The sequence below is a fragment of the Halopseudomonas sabulinigri genome (assembly GCF_900105255.1).
In the GTDB taxonomy this organism is placed as follows: Bacteria; Pseudomonadota; Gammaproteobacteria; order Pseudomonadales; family Pseudomonadaceae; genus Halopseudomonas; species Halopseudomonas sabulinigri.
Genome location: NZ_LT629763.1, coordinates 3,519,934 through 3,535,911 on the forward strand (window position 1 = coordinate 3,519,934; position 15,978 = coordinate 3,535,911).

At 59.5% G+C, this 15,978-nt stretch carries 19 protein-coding genes; 5 read left to right on the forward strand and 14 right to left on the reverse strand.

Annotation, left to right across the window (positions count from 1 at the left end; genetic code table 11):
* Positions 1-80: 80 nt before the first annotated feature.
* The 6 genes from BLU26_RS15970 to folM all read right to left on the reverse strand — a co-directional run bounded on the left by BLU26_RS15970 (position 81) and on the right by folM (position 3,006).
* Positions 81-575 carry an RDD family protein gene (locus BLU26_RS15970; protein WP_092287849.1) on the reverse strand — a complete coding sequence of 165 codons (495 nt, stop codon included), beginning with the start codon at positions 573-575 and terminating at the stop codon, positions 81-83.
* 27 nt (positions 576-602) lie between these two features.
* On the reverse strand, positions 603-938 hold the full coding sequence (locus tag BLU26_RS15975) for a HopJ type III effector protein (RefSeq protein ID WP_092287850.1): 336 nt from the start codon (positions 936-938) through the stop codon (positions 603-605).
* Positions 935-1,237: a DUF1244 domain-containing protein gene (locus tag BLU26_RS15980; protein WP_092288527.1), complete on the reverse strand. Its 303-nt coding sequence runs from the start codon at positions 1,235-1,237 to the stop codon at positions 935-937. Before BLU26_RS15980 ends, BLU26_RS15975 begins: the two co-directional genes overlap by 4 nt.
* A 104-nt stretch (positions 1,238-1,341) precedes the next feature.
* Positions 1,342-1,725 (reverse strand): dihydroneopterin triphosphate 2'-epimerase, encoded by a 384-nt coding sequence (folX, locus tag BLU26_RS15985; RefSeq protein ID WP_092287851.1) that lies wholly within the window; start codon positions 1,723-1,725, stop codon positions 1,342-1,344.
* A 1-nt stretch (position 1,726) separates the two neighbouring features.
* Positions 1,727-2,287 carry a GTP cyclohydrolase I FolE gene (folE, locus tag BLU26_RS15990; RefSeq protein WP_231702078.1) on the reverse strand — a complete coding sequence of 187 codons (561 nt, stop codon included), beginning with the start codon at positions 2,285-2,287 and terminating at the stop codon, positions 1,727-1,729.
* Positions 2,288-2,304: 17 nt separating this feature from the next.
* The gene (gene folM / locus BLU26_RS15995) at positions 2,305-3,006 is read right to left on the reverse strand and encodes a dihydromonapterin reductase (RefSeq protein ID WP_092287853.1); all 702 of its coding nucleotides are present in this window, start codon (positions 3,004-3,006) and stop codon (positions 2,305-2,307) included.
* Positions 3,007-3,226: 220 nt separating this feature from the next.
* On the opposite strand from folM, the gene BLU26_RS16000 reads away from it, so the two are divergent.
* Both BLU26_RS16000 and BLU26_RS16005 read left to right on the forward strand, forming a co-directional pair.
* Positions 3,227-4,171 (forward strand): MerR family transcriptional regulator, encoded by a 945-nt coding sequence (locus tag BLU26_RS16000; protein ID WP_157719385.1) that lies wholly within the window; start codon positions 3,227-3,229, stop codon positions 4,169-4,171.
* Positions 4,172-4,319: 148 nt separating this feature from the next.
* A complete protein-coding gene (locus tag BLU26_RS16005) occupies positions 4,320-5,561 on the forward strand; it encodes an HD-GYP domain-containing protein (protein WP_172830666.1) in 1,242 nt (413 codons plus the stop codon).
* Positions 5,562-5,567: 6 nt separating this feature from the next.
* Here the strand turns inward: BLU26_RS16005 and BLU26_RS16010 are convergent, their stop codons facing one another.
* Complete coding sequence (locus BLU26_RS16010) at positions 5,568-6,008, reverse strand: PAS domain-containing protein (protein ID WP_092288528.1); 441 nt, start codon at positions 6,006-6,008, stop codon at positions 5,568-5,570.
* A 131-nt stretch (positions 6,009-6,139) separates the two neighbouring features.
* On the opposite strand from BLU26_RS16010, the gene BLU26_RS16015 reads away from it, so the two are divergent.
* A complete protein-coding gene (locus BLU26_RS16015; protein WP_092287856.1) occupies positions 6,140-6,592 on the forward strand; it encodes a flavodoxin domain-containing protein in 453 nt (150 codons plus the stop codon).
* On the opposite strand, the gene BLU26_RS16020 is transcribed toward BLU26_RS16015, so the two are convergent.
* Positions 6,593-7,309 carry a Crp/Fnr family transcriptional regulator gene (locus BLU26_RS16020; RefSeq protein ID WP_092287857.1) on the reverse strand — a complete coding sequence of 239 codons (717 nt, stop codon included), beginning with the start codon at positions 7,307-7,309 and terminating at the stop codon, positions 6,593-6,595.
* A gap of 163 nt (positions 7,310-7,472) precedes the next feature.
* Here BLU26_RS16020 and BLU26_RS16025 point away from each other — a divergent pair, with 163 nt between their 5' ends.
* A complete protein-coding gene (locus BLU26_RS16025) occupies positions 7,473-8,246 on the forward strand; it encodes a class II aldolase/adducin family protein (protein ID WP_092287858.1) in 774 nt (257 codons plus the stop codon).
* 3 nt (positions 8,247-8,249) lie between these two features.
* Positions 8,250-9,164 carry an alpha/beta fold hydrolase gene (locus BLU26_RS16030; RefSeq protein WP_092287859.1) on the forward strand — a complete coding sequence of 305 codons (915 nt, stop codon included), beginning with the start codon at positions 8,250-8,252 and terminating at the stop codon, positions 9,162-9,164.
* Positions 9,165-9,179: 15 nt separating this feature from the next.
* Here the strand turns inward: BLU26_RS16030 and yaaA are convergent, their stop codons facing one another.
* The 6 genes from yaaA to BLU26_RS16060 all read right to left on the reverse strand — a co-directional run bounded on the left by yaaA (position 9,180) and on the right by BLU26_RS16060 (position 15,787).
* On the reverse strand, positions 9,180-9,956 hold the full coding sequence (gene yaaA / locus BLU26_RS16035) for a peroxide stress protein YaaA (protein ID WP_092287860.1): 777 nt from the start codon (positions 9,954-9,956) through the stop codon (positions 9,180-9,182).
* Positions 9,957-10,234: 278 nt separating this feature from the next.
* Positions 10,235-11,617, reverse strand: coding sequence for a PhoH family protein (locus BLU26_RS16040; RefSeq protein ID WP_092287861.1), 1,383 nt, complete (start codon positions 11,615-11,617; stop codon positions 10,235-10,237).
* A gap of 462 nt (positions 11,618-12,079) precedes the next feature.
* Positions 12,080-13,645, reverse strand: a complete 1,566-nt coding sequence (gene rhlB, locus BLU26_RS16045; RefSeq protein WP_092287862.1) for an ATP-dependent RNA helicase RhlB — start codon at positions 13,643-13,645, stop codon at positions 12,080-12,082.
* A gap of 119 nt (positions 13,646-13,764) precedes the next feature.
* A complete protein-coding gene (locus tag BLU26_RS16050; protein WP_092287863.1) occupies positions 13,765-14,427 on the reverse strand; it encodes an alpha/beta hydrolase in 663 nt (220 codons plus the stop codon).
* Between the two features lie 38 nt (positions 14,428-14,465).
* Positions 14,466-14,648, reverse strand: a complete 183-nt coding sequence (locus tag BLU26_RS16055; RefSeq protein WP_092287864.1) for a hypothetical protein — start codon at positions 14,646-14,648, stop codon at positions 14,466-14,468.
* A complete protein-coding gene (locus tag BLU26_RS16060; RefSeq protein ID WP_092287865.1) occupies positions 14,645-15,787 on the reverse strand; it encodes a PepSY-associated TM helix domain-containing protein in 1,143 nt (380 codons plus the stop codon). Before BLU26_RS16060 ends, BLU26_RS16055 begins: the two co-directional genes overlap by 4 nt.
* Positions 15,788-15,978: the final 191 nt, after the last annotated feature.

Below are 15,978 nucleotides of genomic sequence, written 5' to 3' on the forward strand. Positions count from 1 at the left end.
TTCTGGGTAGCGCCGCGGCGGCTACCCAGAATTGGGTATGGTTGACGTGCAGGGGAGTTAACGAGGCGCCGCGGTTTGTCTCAATTCTTGAAAGTGCCCTTTGGCAGGACTATCAGTTGCGTGCCCGAGGCGATGTCGTGCCAGCTGCGCGAGTGTTTATCCCACAGCTGCCAGAAGAACCCCAGTCCGCCACAGAGCCAGGAGGCCTGGCTGACCAGTATCCGGATCAACGCCTGCTTACGGGTGATCGATTGGCCGCTGACTTGCTGCAGACGGATGCGCCAGGCCTGCATGCCGAGCGTTTGTCCCTTGATGGTCCAGAACGTGAGGTAGAACGCGATGGTGACCAGCAGCACGATCAGGCTGAGTACATGATCACCGACAAAGCCGCCGGCTTCGGCTTGCTGATGCGCTACGGCTTCGCCGTACAGGCCGATATAAATACTCAGGTAGCCAAAGGTCACGACCATCAATACGGCCAGTAACAGCATCAGGTCGTAACCGGCCGCCGCCAGGCGCCGTATCAGGCCGCAGGCCGGGAAGTCTCCGACAGGGTTGAGCAGTTTGACTGCCATGGTGTCTCCTGGGTGAGCCTGGCGCGATCAGCGCCGGGTCAGAGGTGTGTTGGCAAAAGAGACGGCACCCAGGCCGCTGTGCATCAGAGCGCGAATGTTGGCGTGGTCGCTGCCTGCAGGGTCGCTTAGCACTGCCTGATAATGCTCGGCAAAGCAATGCAATGTCTGCTGGTCTGACAGATGCAGATCCTGCGCCATCGCTAATACCTTGCACGAGCCCTGATTCTGATCGGCGCTGTTGCGTACCGCGCCGTTGTCAAAGGCGCTGGGTTGGTAAAGGTAGTGCTGCTCGATAAAGGCCAAGGTGTCGGCAAAGCGGTGTTGCGGGGTGCCCAAACTGGCGGTGAATTGCTCGGCGGTCATGCGTTGTCCTGTTTTTGTGCCTTGTCGAAGGCGGCTTGCTGGGCCGGGCTGGCCTCTGTTTGATACTTGGCTTTCCAGTCGGCGTAGGGCATGCCGTAAATGGCCTCGCGGGCCTCGTCCATGCTCAGCTCAATGTCCATATCGTCGGCGGCACTCTTGTACCACTTGGAGAGGCAGTTGCGGCAGAAGCCGGCCAGGGTCATCAGGTCGATATTCTGTACATCCTTGCGGCTGCGCAGATGGCTGACCAGATTGCGAAAGGCGGCAGCTTCCAGTTCAAGGCGTTCCTGTTTGGTCATGGCTAACTCCGGTAGTACAGCGGTTACTGGTGCGGCCTGAAACGCCGCCTTGGCGCCGCGGCAGGCATGTGCGCCAAGCATAAAACGCCCTCAGACAAAGTCAATCAGCCGCGCTGCGGCTGTTCTGCGCTGAGCGTGATAGAGACCGATTCGGCAAAGCGCAGGGCGTGCGGTTTGTCTACTTCAACCTCGGCGTAGTGAACCTGCGGGTGCTGCATGACGATGTCGAGCAGTTCCTGGGTCAGGCGCTCCAGCAGCGCAAAGCGGTTGCCCTCTACGTGTGCAATCAGGGCCTTGGTGATAGTGCGGTAGTTCAGCGCCTTGTCTATCTCATTGACGGCTACCGCATCGGCGGCAGGATAGAGAATGGTGGCGTTGATCAGAATGTCCTGCTGATTGCGAACTTCGTCATCGTTGATGCCGATGTAGGTGCGCAGACGCAGATCCTTGATACGGATACGGGCCAGGCCGGGGGAAAGCATGCTCATGTCAGCTCCGGGCGATCAGTTGCAGGAATTCCTGCCGGGTGTTGAAGGAATCGCGGAAGGCGCCGAGCATCACCGAGCTGTGCATCGACGAGTTCTGCTTTTCCACACCGCGCATCATCATGCACATGTGTTTGGCCTCAATTACCACCGCGACGCCAGCGGCGTTGGTGACCTGCTGCAGCGCCTCGGCGATCTGGCGGGTGAGATTTTCCTGGATCTGCAGGCGACGGGCAAACATATCGACAATCCGCGCGACCTTGGAAAGGCCAATCACCTTGCCGGTGGGGATGTAGGCCACGTGCGCCTTGCCGATGAACGGCAACATGTGGTGCTCGCACAGGGAGTACAGCTCGATGTCCTTGACGATCACCATCTCATCGTTGTCGGAGTCGAACAGCGCGCCGTTGACGATCTGCTCCAGTGACTGGTCGTAGCCGCGGCAGAGAAACTGCATGGCCTTGGCGGCGCGCTCCGGGGTGCCCTTGAGCCCATCCCGCTCGGGCTGCTCGCCCAGGTTGGTCAGGATCTCGAGATAATTCTGTGACAGTTTTTCCAGGCTCATGGTGTCTTCTCGTCGGCTCATTTGAGGTGCCTGCCACCGTTCAGTGGCAGGCTGCTTCCGGTAATGTAGGGGTTGTCCAGCAAAAAGCGGATTGACTGGTAGACCACCTCCGGCCCTGGCTCGATACCCAGGGCCGATTTTTCCAGCGCCTTGGTGCGGTAGGCGTCTTCGTCTTCGTCGTTGAACATGATCAGTGCCGGGTTGAGGCAGTTGACCTTGATGCGCGGTGCGAGTTTGGCGGCAAAGGAGCGCGATAGCCCCTCAAGGCCGGCTTTGCTGGCGCAGTAGGCTATGTGTTTGGCGCTGCCCTTGCGGGTAACATCGTCGCTCAGGTGAATGATGTCACCGCTGCTGTTGGCGGGGAACAGGTCGGCACACTGGCTGTTGATCATATAGGGCGCTTGCATGTGCACCATGAACATCTGCTGCAGCGCGTCAGGGCCCTGCTGATCGTCCAGCCACACCGAGGCATTGTGAATGATCGCGCGCAGGCTGACGCTGCGCTCGTGCAGTTGGTCGATCAGACCCTGAATGCCGGCCGGGGTAGAAAAGTCGGCGAGCAGCACCTCTGCTCCAGCGGGAATAGATGCCGCGCGCTCCGCGTCCAGTGCGCGGCAGCTGATGATCACATGATGGCCGTCTTCGATCAGGCGTTGCGCGCAATGCAGGCCTATACGTTGAGCGCCGCCAGTGACAAGAATGCTTGGTTGGTTACTCATGGCTCACTTGAATCGGTAACAGTTTCTTGCCGGCGGTTGATTGAGCGGGCAGCGCAGAAAAGCAGGCGGAGTCAGTCAAGGCAGGCTTCAGCCAGCAATGGTAACACGCGCAGACCGACCAACGGCCAGCCTCGCTGCCGCAAGGGCGGCCAGATTATGTACAATGGTCGTACAACTACCCCGTACCTGTGGCAACAAGTTGCTTGTCTGTGACCATACCATGATCAATTCTGTCCCCGGCCTCGCATTGGCCAATGAAACGCTTTACCCCATACGCGAAGTTTCGCGACTGTCCGGTGTCAATTCGGTGACTTTGCGCGCCTGGGAGCGTCGTTATGGCTTGCTGGTACCGCAGCGGACCGACAGCGGCCACCGTCTTTATTCAATGCGTGACATCGAGCGGGTCAAAGCCATTGTCAGCTGGATTGCTCGCGGCGTGCCCGTCAGTAAGGTGGCGTCCATCATTGACCGCCAGGCGCTGCCGAGCCTGAGCATTGCGCCGGTCGCGCAGACGGACAGCTTGGCCGACGAGCAGTTGCAAGCGGCCCGTGAGCAACTCATCGCTGCAGTGGCGCGCGGCGACCTGCTTGGACTGGAGCGGGTCTATGGCCAGCTGTTTGCCCGTTGGCCGCTCACGCAGTTGTGCAACGACATACTGCTGCCAGTCTGGCGACAGTACCGGGTGCAGGCAAAGCAGGGCGGAGCCAGTGCGTCCTGGGCGCTGCTGGATGGTTTTCTGCGGGGGCGTTTGCTGCAGCGTATCGCGTTTTTGCAGCCTGACCGCGCCAGTGTGCTGCTGGTCAGTCTGCAACCGCGGGAAGAGGAAGTTGAGGTGTTGTTGGCGGCACTTTTTCTGGCGGATGCCGATATTAATATTGCCTACCTGTCATGCCTGCCCGCACCTGAAGAACTCTTGCTGATGTGCGACGGTGGCGGGCATCAGGCCTTGTTACTATTCAGTGACAGGGCGCTGGAGGCGGGCGTGCTAACGCGCCAGCTGCCGCGCCTTAATCAGCAGCTTGAGTGTCCGGTAGCGGCACTGGGTGCCTGTTGCGAACTGCAGGCAGTGGAGCTGCAGCAAGCGAATATCAGTTGCTTGGGCCTGGCGCAGCGCAGCCTGACCGACAGTGTGCAGCAATTGCTCGCTGGGCGCTTTGACGGCTGAACCGATTCGCTTACCAGCGGTCGATAATCAGTGTGGGCGGTGTACTGGCTACTTGCCAGCTGCCTTTTTTTTGATCAGTATGAAGACTGCAGCAGACCGCTTGGTGCAGGCGAGAATCGCCTGCTGCTGTCATCTGGAAAGAGTGGACATGCCAAGGCATAAAGAAACCGTCAAATCGCTGCAGGTGATGAAAATCCAGACTGACCAGGCCAGGCTGGGAATGTACATTTCCGAGCTCGATCTGCCCTGGCTGGAAACGCCCTTTCTGTTTCAGGGCTTCATGCTTGAGGATCCAGATGACTTGATGACGCTGCGCGGGCTCTGCCGGTATGTGTTTATCGATGTCATGAAAACCCGCGTACCGGTGACTGAGCTTGAGCAGCTGCCGGTTGCCAGTAAGCCCATAGCCTACCCTGTCAGTAGCGACGTTCAAGCCGAAATTCATAGCGCCAGCCGCCACTATGGCAAGGCCTTCAGGCACGTGCGTGTGCTGTTGGAGCGTATACGCACGGGTGAGGAAAACTCGCTCGACGAGGTACCCGAACTGGTCCGAGGCTGCGTTGAATCTATTATTCGCAATCCTTCGGCCCTGCTGTGGCTGACGCGCATCAAACACCGAGATCAGTACACCGCCGAACACTGCATGAATGTGGGTGTGCTGGCGATGGCGCTTGGCCGTCAGCTGGGCATCGGCCGTAAACACATCGAGCTGCTCGGGCTTTGCGGCATGTTGCATGATGTGGGCAAGATGCGCTTGGATCAGGACATTCTCAACAAGCCGGGCCGGCTCACCGCGGAAGAGTTTGATCACGTCAAACTGCACGTGGATTTCGGTCATGAAGAGCTTAGCCAGGACCCCGATCTTCCAGAAGAAGTACTCAAAGTTGTATTGCAGCACCATGAGCGGCTGGACGGAAATGGCTATCCCAAGGGGATACCCGCGCAGGGGCTGGATTTTTATACCCGGGCCATCACCATTGTGGATGCCTATGACGCTATTACCAGTCGTCGTTGCTATAGTTCGGCCCGTTCGTCAGCCGATGCGTTGAAAATACTTTATGAGGGGCGGGGTGCCCAGTTCGACGAAAAACTGGTGATCAAGTTTATCGAATGTATTGGCCTGTATCCGCCGGGTGCTTTGGTTGAGTTGAGCTCAGGCGAGGTAGGGGTGGTGCTGGCGGTTGATCCGCAACACCGTCTGCTGCCCAAGGTGGCCATCGTGCGGGATGCGCAAAAACAGCCGATTCAGCAGCAGATAGTCGATCTGGCAGCTAATCGCAGCGAGGATGGAGCACCTGATCTACGCGTACGCCAGGTACTGGTGGATGGCAGCCACGGTATCGATCTGGAAGCCTTCACGCAGGCGAATATCAATCTCAGCGGGCGCTGATCGTTACTACTCTGCGGTGGGCGGCGCTTGCAGTGCGCGCAGCTCTTGCTCCAGCGCCGCCGCTTTCTCTTTCGCCTCAACCTCTGCGCTCACGTCTTTCTGTATACCGATGAAGTAGGTCAGCTTGTCCGCCTCGTTGAATACCGGCGTGATCGAAAGTTCGTTCCAGAACAGGCTGCCGTCCTTGCGGTAGTTGCGGATGGTCGCTCGGCAGGGCCGGCCCTCACGTATGCCGTCGCGGATAATCTGTAAACCCTCCTGGTCGGCATCATCTTTCTGCAGAAAGCGGCAGTCCTGATACAGAATCTCGTCCGCGCTGTAGCCGGTGAGCGCCTCGAACGCCGGGTTCACATAGATCAGGATGTTGTCGTCGCCTTCCTGCTCGGCAACCACAATACCGTCGTTGGAAGCATTGACCACCAGCTGCAGTAATTTGGCATTGATCATGGCGTACGCAGACTCCTCTTTGTTTTTCGGCATTCTATAGCAGTGTATCCGGCTGTCCAGTTACGCCGCGACCAGCGCCGGGCTTTACGGCATAATGGCCGGCCAATCTTGGCGACGAAAAGAGGTGAGTGATGCATCTGGTGATTGTCAGCGGTACGGTGTTTGGCACCGCGGACCTGGTGGCGGATGAGGCGCAGAGTCTCTGCGAGTCAGCCGGGTTGAGGGTCAGCCGACTCAGAGCGCTCACTCTGGACGCATTGCTGGCGCTGGAGCCGGAGGCGCTGCTGCTATGTACCTCGACGACGGGTATGGGCGAGCTGCCCGAGCCGTTGGTACCGCTGTTTCATGAGATGCGTGACCGCTTCCCGTTATTGACCGCCAGGCCGTTTGGCGTGATTGCGCTGGGTGATGCGGCTTATGGCGACACCTTTTGTCAGGCAGGCGAGGAGTTTCGTGAGTTGCTGCTGGAATTGCAGGCCCGCGAAGCCATCCCGATGCTTCGTCTGGATGCCAGCGAAACAGTCACGCCGGAAACCGATGCAGAGCCTTGGCTGCAGCAGTTCGTTGGCGCGCTACAGGCGTGATCAGTTGATGTCGGGCAGCGGGGCGCCACTGGCCAGTTGCGTCAGACGATCCTCGTCGAGGATCAATATCTGGCCATACTGGATCTGCAGCCACCCCAGACTTTCCAGGCGCTTGAGCAGTTTGTTGATGCTTTGCCGCGAACTGTTCAGCATCAGACCGAGCGATTCCTGCGATAACTGCACACAGGGCCGTCCGCCTTCATCGTCGGTCTGGCCGTAGTTATGGGCGTGCATCAGTAACCGCTTGGCCAGGCGTGAGGAGAGCGGCAGCAAAGCGCTGTCTTCCAGCATGCCGAAGGAAATGCGAATGCGCCGGCAAAGCAGCTTCATGAACAAGGGATAGAGCTCCGGGCGCCGCTCCAGCATCTGCTGAAAACCGACACGCGGAATCATCAATAGCTCGGTACTGCCACTGGCGAGGGTATCGTGCGAGCGCGGCAGGCCATCGAACAGTGATATCTCGCCAAACCAGCTGCCTGGCGTGAGCACGGCCAGCACCGCTTCCCGGCCATCGGGACCAATGTTACTGATGCGCGCGGCGCCACTGATGACGCCGTACAGGCCGTCGGGCTGATCGTCCTTGGCATAGACAAACTCACCGTCATCCAGGGTGCGTACCCGGGCCAGGGCCAACATTTCATCGAGTGCATCCTGTGGCAGCTCGCTGAACCAGCGGTTTTGCTGTAGCAGCTTGGCCAGGCGTGCAGTGTCCTGCATTGCCGACACTGTAAAGTGTTTGACAGTCCGCTTTGCCGTCACCGTCTAGACTCTCCTCATACCGAACGTCCCACAGTATGCCGCAAGCACTGGGGGATGTCCTGTACCGGCAGCGGCCCAACAGGGTGCCATTAACATTATTCCAACAAAAGAGGATTGCCCGATGAACGCAGTACATTCGCTGGTAGACAAGAGCGTCAAGGATCAGGTCAGTGCCGAAGAATGGCAGGTCCGGGTCGATCTGGCCGCCTGCTACCGCATGATTGCAATGTACGGCTGGGATGACCTGGTGTTTACCCACATCTCTGCCAAGATTCCCGGTACTGAACACTTCCTGATCAACCCCTACGGACTGATGTTTGACGAAGTGACCGCGTCCAATCTGGTCAAGATCGACCTGCAGGGCAACAAGGTCGTGGAGTCGCCCTACAACGTTAATCCGGCTGGTTTTACCATCCATAGCGCCATTCACGAGGTGCGCCACGACGCCAACTGCGTACTGCACACCCACACCGCTGCGGGTATCGCCGTGTCAGCCCAGAAAGAGGGCATTCTACCGATCTCCCAGCAGTCGATCTTTGTACTGAGCAGCCTGGCTTATCACGACTACGAAGGCGTCGCGCTGAACGAGGAAGAGAAGCCGCGTTTGCAGGCCGATCTGGGTCATGCGAACAATCTGATTCTGCGCAACCATGGTCTGTTGGTCTGCGGCAAGTCCGTGGCTGAGGCCTTCCTGACCATGTACACCCTGCAACGTTGCTGCGAAATTCAGGTACGCGCCCAAGCGCAGAACGCGGAGCTGATCCCTATTCCGCAAGCGGTACTCGATGGCGCCAAGGCGAGCATGAAAAAAGCCACCAATGGCGCTGGCGCCGGTATTGCCTGGCCGGCTCTGTTACGCAAGGTGCAGCGTGTGAGCCCTGGTTACGATGCGTGATCGGTGACCAGTCTCACCGGTATTGCCCTGGATGATTGGCTCAGCCAGAACCGCAGCCTGATTTACCGGGGCCATAAGGTACGCTACTGGTGCGCCGGAGTGGGGGAGCCGCTGCTGTTGATTCACGGCTTCCCCTCCGGCTCCTGGGATTGGCATTACCTGTGGCAGAGCCTGGCTGAGCGCTACCGGGTGATTGCGGTAGATATGCTCGGCTTCGGCTTTTCTGACAAGCCGCCGCGCTACGCCTACAGTCTGCTGGATCAAGCCGACTTGCTGCAGACCGTGTTGCAACAGTTGGGCGTGGGCGATTACCACGTGCTGGCGCATGACTATGGCGATAGCGTGGCCCAAGAGTTGCTGGCGCGCGAGCAGAGCACGCCGTATTGCCGGCTGCGATCAGTCTGTTTCCTCAATGGTGGTCTGTTTCCGGAGACGCACCATCCGGTGCGCATGCAGAAGCTGTTGATGAGCCCATTGGGCTTCTTGCTCGGGCGGCTGTATCGCCGCGAGAATCTTGCCCAGGCCTTTGGCAAGATCTTTGGCCCCGCGACTAAACCGTCCGAGCAAGAGCTCGACGGGTTCTGGCGCATGCTGGCGTACAACCAAGGGCCCAGGGTCATGCATCGGTTGATTCACTACATCGCCGAACGCCGCGTTCAGCGCGATCGCTGGCTGGCTGCGATGCAGTGCAATCGGGTGCCGATGCGGGTGATTGATGGCGCGGTTGATCCGGTGTCGGGTGCGCACATGGTCGCGCGTTACCGGGAGTTGATTGCGGAGCCTGATACGGTGCTGCTTGAGGGCATCGGCCACTATCCGCAGGTGGAGGCGCCCGAGCAGGTGCTGGCGCACTATCTTGCGTTTCGACAAGCCTGCACGCCGGCTGCAATCGATGAGCCAGTAAAAAAACCGGCCTGAGCCGGGTTTTTTACTTCAGCGCTGTTCGTCGCGCAGAAACACCAACTTGTTTTTGCTGCTGGCGCTGGCGTCAAAGTAGTAGCCGTCAGTGGTGAAGTCTTTCAATCCTTCCGGGTCTTGCAGGCGCTCTTTGACGACGTAGCGGGCCATCAGGCCGCGTGCTTTCTTGGCGTAAAAACTGATGATCTTGTACTGACCGTTTTTGCAGTCCTTGAACACGGTATCAATCACGCGCGCCTGGAGAGCCTTGGGCTTGACCGCCCCAAAATACTCCTGCGAGGCGAGGTTGAGCAGCACCTGATCGCCCTGCGCTGCGAGATCTTCATTCAGCCATTCACTGATGCGCTCGCCCCAGAAGGTATACAGGTCCTTGCCGCGCGGGTTGGCCAGTTTGGTGCCCATCTCCAGACGATAGGGCTGCATCAGGTCCAGCGGGCGCAGCAAGCCGTACAGTCCGGACAGCATGCGCAGGTGCTGCTGGGCAAAGGCAAAGTCATCACTGCTGAAGTCCTCGGCATCAAGCCCGGCATAAACATCGCCCTTGAACGCCAGCAGCGCCTGTTTGGCATTACGCGGCGTGCTCTCGCGCTCCCAGCTGCCGTAGCGCGCGACGTTGAGACTCGCCAGCTTGTCCGACAGCGACATCAGCTCGGCAATATCCTGTGGCGACTTTTCACGCAGCACCTCGATCAGCTCGACGCTGTGGTCAACAAAACGCGGTTGAGTGCTTTGCTCAATCACCGGCGGGGTGTCGTAATCAAGGGTCTTGGCGGGCGAAATCACCATCAGCATGGGCGTACTCCTTTCAGCGTGGAGCGCGCATTATGACGGAAACCGACGGCGGCAGGGGTAATGGGGTGGATAGAAAGGGGCTATTGGGCTTCGCGGCCACAAGCCACAAGCCACAAGCCACAAGCCAAAAGCCAAAAGGCAAAACCCAAAAGCCAAGTCGGCCGAGTTAGCGAGTTCTGGTAAGTTTCTCCGCTTATAAAAAACCCGCGTATGTGGCATCACGCGGGTTTTTCTTGCAGCTTGAAGCTTGTGGCTTGCAGCTACCGGCCCCAGGCCGGTCAGAGGTGAGTTTCTGCGTATTCAGCCAAGGCCGAGCGGGGTACGCCCTGCAGGTGGATGTGTACGCCGTGAGGAAAGTCTTTGAAACATTCAGTGAGATAGGTCAGGCCGGAACTGGTGGCGTTCAGGTTAGGTGTGTCGATTTGCGCCAGGTTGCCGAGACAGACGACCTTGGAGCCGGTGCCGGCGCGCGTAATGATGGTCTTGATCTGGTGCGGTGTCAGGTTTTGGCTTTCATCGATCAGGATGAAGCTCTGCTGGAAGCTGCGGCCACGAATATAGTTCAGTGATTTGAACTGCAGCGGTACGCGGTCGAGAATGTACTCCACGCTGCCGTGGGTACTCTCATCATCCATGTGCAGGGCTTCAAGGTTGTCGGTGATCGCGCCGAGCCAGGGCTCCATCTTCTCCTTTTCAGTGCCTGGTAAAAAGCCGATGTCTTCGTCCAACCCCTGGGTGCTGCGGGTGGCGATGATGCGGCGGTAGGTCTTGGTTACCATGGTCTGCTCGATGGCCGCAGCCAGCGCCAGAATGGTTTTACCCGAGCCGGCGGCGCCGGTGAGGTTGACCAGGTGAATATCCGGGTCGAGCAGTGCGAACATCGCCAACGCCTGGAAAATGTCGCGTGGACGCAGGCCCCAGCACTCCTGATGCAGCAGCGGCTCCTGGTGCAGGTCGCGGATGCTCAGGCGGTCGCCGTCGATGGCTTTGACCCAGCCGATAAATCCCTGTTCATCAATGATGAAGTCGTTCAGATGCAGCGCCGGCAGATTGTCGGTCAGCTGCACGTGGTGCAGGGTCTGGCCAGTCAGCTGACGGGTTTCTACCTTGTTCACGCGATCCCAGAAGGAACCGGGCACCTGGTGGTAGCCACGAGCCAGCAGATCGATGTCATCCAGCAACTGGTCGGTGTGATAGTCCTCGGCATCGATACCGCAGCCGCGCGCTTTGAGGCGCATGTTGATGTCTTTGGAAACCAGTACGATGCGGCCGTCGGGATGCAGGTTCTGCAGATGACACAGTTGGTTGATGATCTTGTTGTCGTTGAGGTCGTTGGGTAGGCAGTGGGCTGGGATCAGCGTCTTTTCCATGAGGATGGCCAGCGTGCCGTTGGGGCCCAGCTTGCCGCGCTCGATGGGAACGCCTTCTTCTACCTGGTCCGGTGGTGCAACGCCGAGGGTCTTGTCGATCAGCCGGATAGCCTGGCGGCAATCGGCGGCGATACTGGTCTTGCCGGATTTGAGTTTGTCGAGTTCCTCCAGAACGGTCATGGGAATGACCACGTGGTGTTCTTCGAAATTGAGCAGGGCGTTGGGGTCGTGAATCAGGACGTTGGTATCGAGGACGTAGAAGGTGTGTTCGGTAGGTCCGCACGCTTCCATATGCTATTACCTCGCAAGGGCCGGTGACACTTGGTCTGTATCAGGCGCCTGAGCTGCGCCTGGCAGTCCACAGGGCCAGCTCGCAGGCCATCAGGTATCAAGGGATCACCTGTTGGCGTGGGCCGGTTGAGCGAGATATAACGCAAAGAAGATGACCTTCACAAGCACGTGAATGGCTTAATTTCAAAAAAGTTCGAAATAGACGAATGGGGCTGGGCAGGGGTAGAAAAAGCGCGTTATAGTCATTGGCCCGGCGTGCAGAAAGTCGCCGATTTTGTCCGCTCGACAAGCCCCTTCGCCGTTTCTTCCGCTATTTCCCTTGATCCCCATTTCGCTACTTTGCATGCGCGTTTTTGCGTTGCCCAGCGAACGAGGTGCAGTTGGGGGTTGCGGGTGTGAGAGGGGTGGCAACAAAAGACTCGGGCCGGCAAAGTGCTCGGCCCGAATAGCGACGCAAGAGGTTTAGCGACGCCCTTGAGGCCGATCACGACGCCCGGAGGCGCGTTTGCGGCTGGCGGCGGCTGCGGCAGCCTGTTCTGCCTCGTTGGCGTCGCTGGCGGCTTTCTCCTCGGCGGTCTGCTGACGCTGGGGAATAGCCTTGAGGAACTGCTCTTCCGGCGGAATGCACTCCAGCTTGCCGCCGAGCAACTCTTCAATCGGCGGAATCTGGAAGGCGTCGTCCTCACCGGCCAGGCTGATCGAGGTGCCCTTGGCGCCGGCGCGGCCGGTACGCCCGATGCGGTGTACGTAGTCTTCGGGGTCTTCGGGCAGGGTGTAATTGATCACGTGGCTGATGCCGTCGATGTGAATGCCGCGCCCAGCCACGTCGGTGGCGACCAGAACCCGCAGCTTGCCGTTCTTGAAGTTGTCCAGCGTGCGTACGCGTTTCTGCTGCGGCACATCGCCCGACAGCTGCGCGGCATTGATGCCGTCGCGTACCAGGCGCTCCTGTACGCGTCTCACTTCATCCTTGCGGTTGGCGAAGACCATCACCCGTTCAAGCTCCAGCTGGGTGACCAGGTTGTAGAGCACCTTGTATTTGTCCTTGCCGCTGACCGCGTAGACTTTCTGGGTCACGTTTTCGGACGCAGGGCGCTCGGGTTCGATCTCGACAATGGCCGGCTCAACCGTCCACTGCTGCGCCAGGTTCATCACGTCGTCGCTGAAGGTGGCGGAGAACAGCAGCGTCTGGCGATCGCCCTTGCGCGGTGTCTGGCGGATGATCTGGCGTACCTGCGGGATAAAGCCCATGTCGAGCATGCGGTCGGCCTCGTCGAGGATCAGCACCTCGATCAAATCCAGGTGCACTTCACCGCGGTTGCAGAAGTCCAGCAGGCGGCCTGGCGTGGCGACCAGAATGTCGCAATAGGTGCGCTCTAGCTGCTTGAGCTGCTTGTCGTAATCCATGCCGCCAACAAAGGCCATAACGTTCAGTGGGCAGTGTTTGGTCAGGCCTTCGGCGTCGCTGGCAATCTGCATGACCAGCTCGCGGGTGGGGGCGATGATCAGTGCCCGTGGCTCGCCCATGTAGCGTTCATCCGGCGCTGGGGTTTCCAGCAACTGGGTGATGGTGGAGAGCAGGAAAGCGGCGGTTTTGCCGGTACCGGTCTGGGCGCGACCAATGGCGTCGTGGCCCTTGAGGGTGTTGCCGAGTACCGCCGCCTGGATCGGTGTGCAGTAGCTGAAGCCCTGATCCTGAATGGCGTGCATCAGCGAATCGGGCAGCGGGAAATCGTGGAAACGCGTTTTGCCTTCCTCGGGCTCGACTTTAAAGTCGGCGATGGTCCAGGGTTTGGCGGGCGGGTTGGCCGCTGGCTTCTGGCGCGGCGCTCGTGGCTTTCTGGCTGCAGCTTTATGATCTGCATCTGCACGAGGTGAGCGGGGCTTGTCGCGGTCATACGCGCTGGGTTGGTCAGCCTGGTTGCTGGGCCGTGCTTGCTGTTCCTGAGGCTTTTCCGGATTGGGTGCTGCAGGGGCTGCGGCTTGCTCTTCTGGCTTGTTTAACAGCTTCTTCAGTGCTTTGAGCACAGGCGTCTCTCGGTTATGTGAACAAAAAATGATGCGCCAGTGTAAAGCAAGGCCGCGCGTTAGCGAAGCCTTGTGGCGGTTGTTTTTTGATCAGCTGCCGGAGTGCGCCGGCAGTGGCATTACAGCTCGAAGCGCGCTGTCAGCCACTGCCGGATGTCGGCGATTTCCTGCGGGCAGACTTCGTGCGCCATGGGGTAGTCGTGCCATTGCGTACTGTGGCCGGCGGCCTGCAGCAGGTCGTGCGCCTCGCGGCCCATGCTGATTGGCAGTACCTCGTCACCGCGCCCGTGGGCGCAGAACACCGACAGGCTCGATGTTTGCGGCGTGCTCTGCAGTAGGTTGTCGAGGTCAGGGCCGTAGGTCGACAACGCCATCACGCCGGCCAGCGGCAAGCGGCTGAGCACGGCGGTACTGATCACCACTGCGCCGCCCTGGGAGAAGCCCGCCAGAATCACCTGGTCAGGCATGATGCCCTTGGCCTGCTGATCGGCAACCAGCCCCTTGAGCATGGCGACGGCTTCGTCCATGTGGGCCTGATTGATGGCGCGGGCCGGCGACATGCCGAGGATGTCGTACCAACAGGGCATCGGGAAGCCGCCATTGATGGTGACCGGGCGGGTGGGCGCCTGCGGGAACACAAAGCGTATGCCATGGTTCGGCGGCAGGCCCAGCGCCTCGACCACAGGGACAAAATCGAAGCAGTCTGCACCCAGGCCGTGCAGCCAGATCACGCAGCGGGTGGCGGGTACGGCGGGTTCGATGATGTGCGGCTGTTGGGACATGCGTTGCTCCTTGGGGAAACGAAGAAAGTCGCTGCTCTTTATACGTTTGCTTTCGTCCAATACCAAGCGATAACCGCAGGAATGCAGCCCAGCGCGAGCCAGGACAGCAGGTCGTAAACGCCGTCACCGATCAGCGCGGCAAGCAGACCGACACTGCTCAGTACTGCCAGCAGCAGGGGTGCTCGGAAAATATGCCAGAGACCTTTTCGCGCTGTGCTCATGGGCTGGGCTCCTCACTCAGGCCGCCGCTCTGCAACTCCGCTATGCGGCGAGCGGTAGTGCTGCGCCGACCCAGCCACAGGTAAAGCCCGGAGCCCAGTACCACGATGGTGGCCAGGTCGAGCAGGGCCCAGATGATTTTCAGCGGCAGGCCGCCGTAGTCACCAAAATGCAGTGGCTGGGACAGTAACAAGGCCTGGGCGTACCAGGGTAGCGGCTGCGGTTCCAGCCGCGCGTTGGTCTGCGCATCCACCAGCACCGGCTGCAGCAAACGCGAGGTCAGCGGCTGATCGCCGCGGTAGAAAATGCCGTAGTGATGCTGGCTGGAGAACTGGCTGCCCGGCCAGGCGATAAAGCTCATGTGCATGTTCTCTACTGCAGCGTCTGCGGTATCCACCGCGCGCTGCAGCGAGCCCAATTGCTCGGGTATCGGCACCTCTGCGTAGGCAGCAGTCATGCTGGCCAGCTGATCCTGTTGCCACAGCCCAACGACGACAGGACTGAGCGTATTGATGCTGCCGGTCAGGCCGACCACCAGTGCCCAGACCAGCGTGACCACGCCCAGCAGGTTGTGCAGATCCAGCCATTTCAGCCGGGCGCTGCGCTGGCTACGTACGCTGCCAAAATCCAGCTTGCGCATAAAGGGCGCGTAAAGCACCACACCCGAGACGATGGCAACCACGAACAGCAGCCCCATAAAACCGAGGAACAGCATGCCGGGCAAGCCGGCAAACAGGTCGACATGCAGTTTGAACATCACATACATGAAGCCGCGGTCGGGCTCGGGCTCATCGAGAACGGCGGCGGTGCGGGTATCCATAATCAGCGAGTGATTTTCATCTGCCGGGGCATCCAGGCTGCCGGCCATTGTGACGAAGGCCTGGTGCGGGTGGTGGTCATCCCAGAACATGAAGCGGATGACGTCACCCGGGCGATGCCCGAGAGCAGCGCTGACCAGGGTGTCGAGGCTGGCGTCCGCTGTACCTGCGGGCATTGCCGGGGTCTGGACCTCATCGCCGAACAGGTGGTCAATTTCCTCATGAAAAATCAGTGGTAGCCCGGTGAGGCACAGCATCAGCAAAAACAGGGTGCAGATCAGGCTGGTCCACTTGTGAACCAGAAACCAGGCTTTGACGTTCATGGTGGTGGAATCCTGTCCCTGTGTTCCGAGAGGCGTATTGGCTGGCGCGGGAGCAAGCCCAGGCCTTGAGAATGAAGTACTAACGATAACGAGTCGTATTCTTGCAATTGTGTGCTGAAAATACAACGCGTGTTACGCGGGCGGTGTGAGGCAGGTGTTGGCAGTACCCGGTTGCGCAATAACAACCGGGT

Excerpts from the sequence above, each read along its gene's own strand:
- folM (WP_092287853.1), bottom strand. The coding sequence starts at position 3,006 with ATGAGTAACCAACCAAGCATTCTTGTCACTGGCGGCGCTCAACGTATA.
- BLU26_RS16060 (WP_092287865.1), bottom strand. The coding sequence starts at position 15,787 with ATGAACGTCAAAGCCTGGTTTCTGGTTCACAAGTGGACCAGCCTGATC.
- BLU26_RS15970 (WP_092287849.1), bottom strand. The coding sequence starts at position 575 with ATGGCAGTCAAACTGCTCAACCCTGTCGGAGACTTCCCGGCCTGCGGC.
- BLU26_RS16005 (WP_172830666.1), top strand. The coding sequence starts at position 4,320 with ATGCCAAGGCATAAAGAAACCGTCAAATCGCTGCAGGTGATGAAAATC.
- BLU26_RS16040 (WP_092287861.1), bottom strand. The coding sequence starts at position 11,617 with ATGGAAGCGTGCGGACCTACCGAACACACCTTCTACGTCCTCGATACC.
- BLU26_RS16025 (WP_092287858.1), top strand. The coding sequence starts at position 7,473 with ATGAACGCAGTACATTCGCTGGTAGACAAGAGCGTCAAGGATCAGGTC.
- BLU26_RS15975 (WP_092287850.1), bottom strand. The coding sequence starts at position 938 with ATGACCGCCGAGCAATTCACCGCCAGTTTGGGCACCCCGCAACACCGC.
- BLU26_RS16015 (WP_092287856.1), top strand. The coding sequence starts at position 6,140 with ATGCATCTGGTGATTGTCAGCGGTACGGTGTTTGGCACCGCGGACCTG.
- BLU26_RS16055 (WP_092287864.1), bottom strand. The coding sequence starts at position 14,648 with ATGAGCACAGCGCGAAAAGGTCTCTGGCATATTTTCCGAGCACCCCTG.
- BLU26_RS16020 (WP_092287857.1), bottom strand. The coding sequence starts at position 7,309 with ATGCAGGACACTGCACGCCTGGCCAAGCTGCTACAGCAAAACCGCTGG.
- BLU26_RS15980 (WP_092288527.1), bottom strand. The coding sequence starts at position 1,237 with ATGACCAAACAGGAACGCCTTGAACTGGAAGCTGCCGCCTTTCGCAAT.
- BLU26_RS16010 (WP_092288528.1), bottom strand. The coding sequence starts at position 6,008 with ATGATCAATGCCAAATTACTGCAGCTGGTGGTCAATGCTTCCAACGAC.
- folX (WP_092287851.1), bottom strand. The coding sequence starts at position 1,725 with ATGAGCATGCTTTCCCCCGGCCTGGCCCGTATCCGTATCAAGGATCTG.
- yaaA (WP_092287860.1), bottom strand. The coding sequence starts at position 9,956 with ATGCTGATGGTGATTTCGCCCGCCAAGACCCTTGATTACGACACCCCG.
- BLU26_RS16050 (WP_092287863.1), bottom strand. The coding sequence starts at position 14,427 with ATGTCCCAACAGCCGCACATCATCGAACCCGCCGTACCCGCCACCCGC.
- BLU26_RS16000 (WP_157719385.1), top strand. The coding sequence starts at position 3,227 with ATGATCAATTCTGTCCCCGGCCTCGCATTGGCCAATGAAACGCTTTAC.
- folE (WP_231702078.1), bottom strand. The coding sequence starts at position 2,287 with ATGAGCCTGGAAAAACTGTCACAGAATTATCTCGAGATCCTGACCAAC.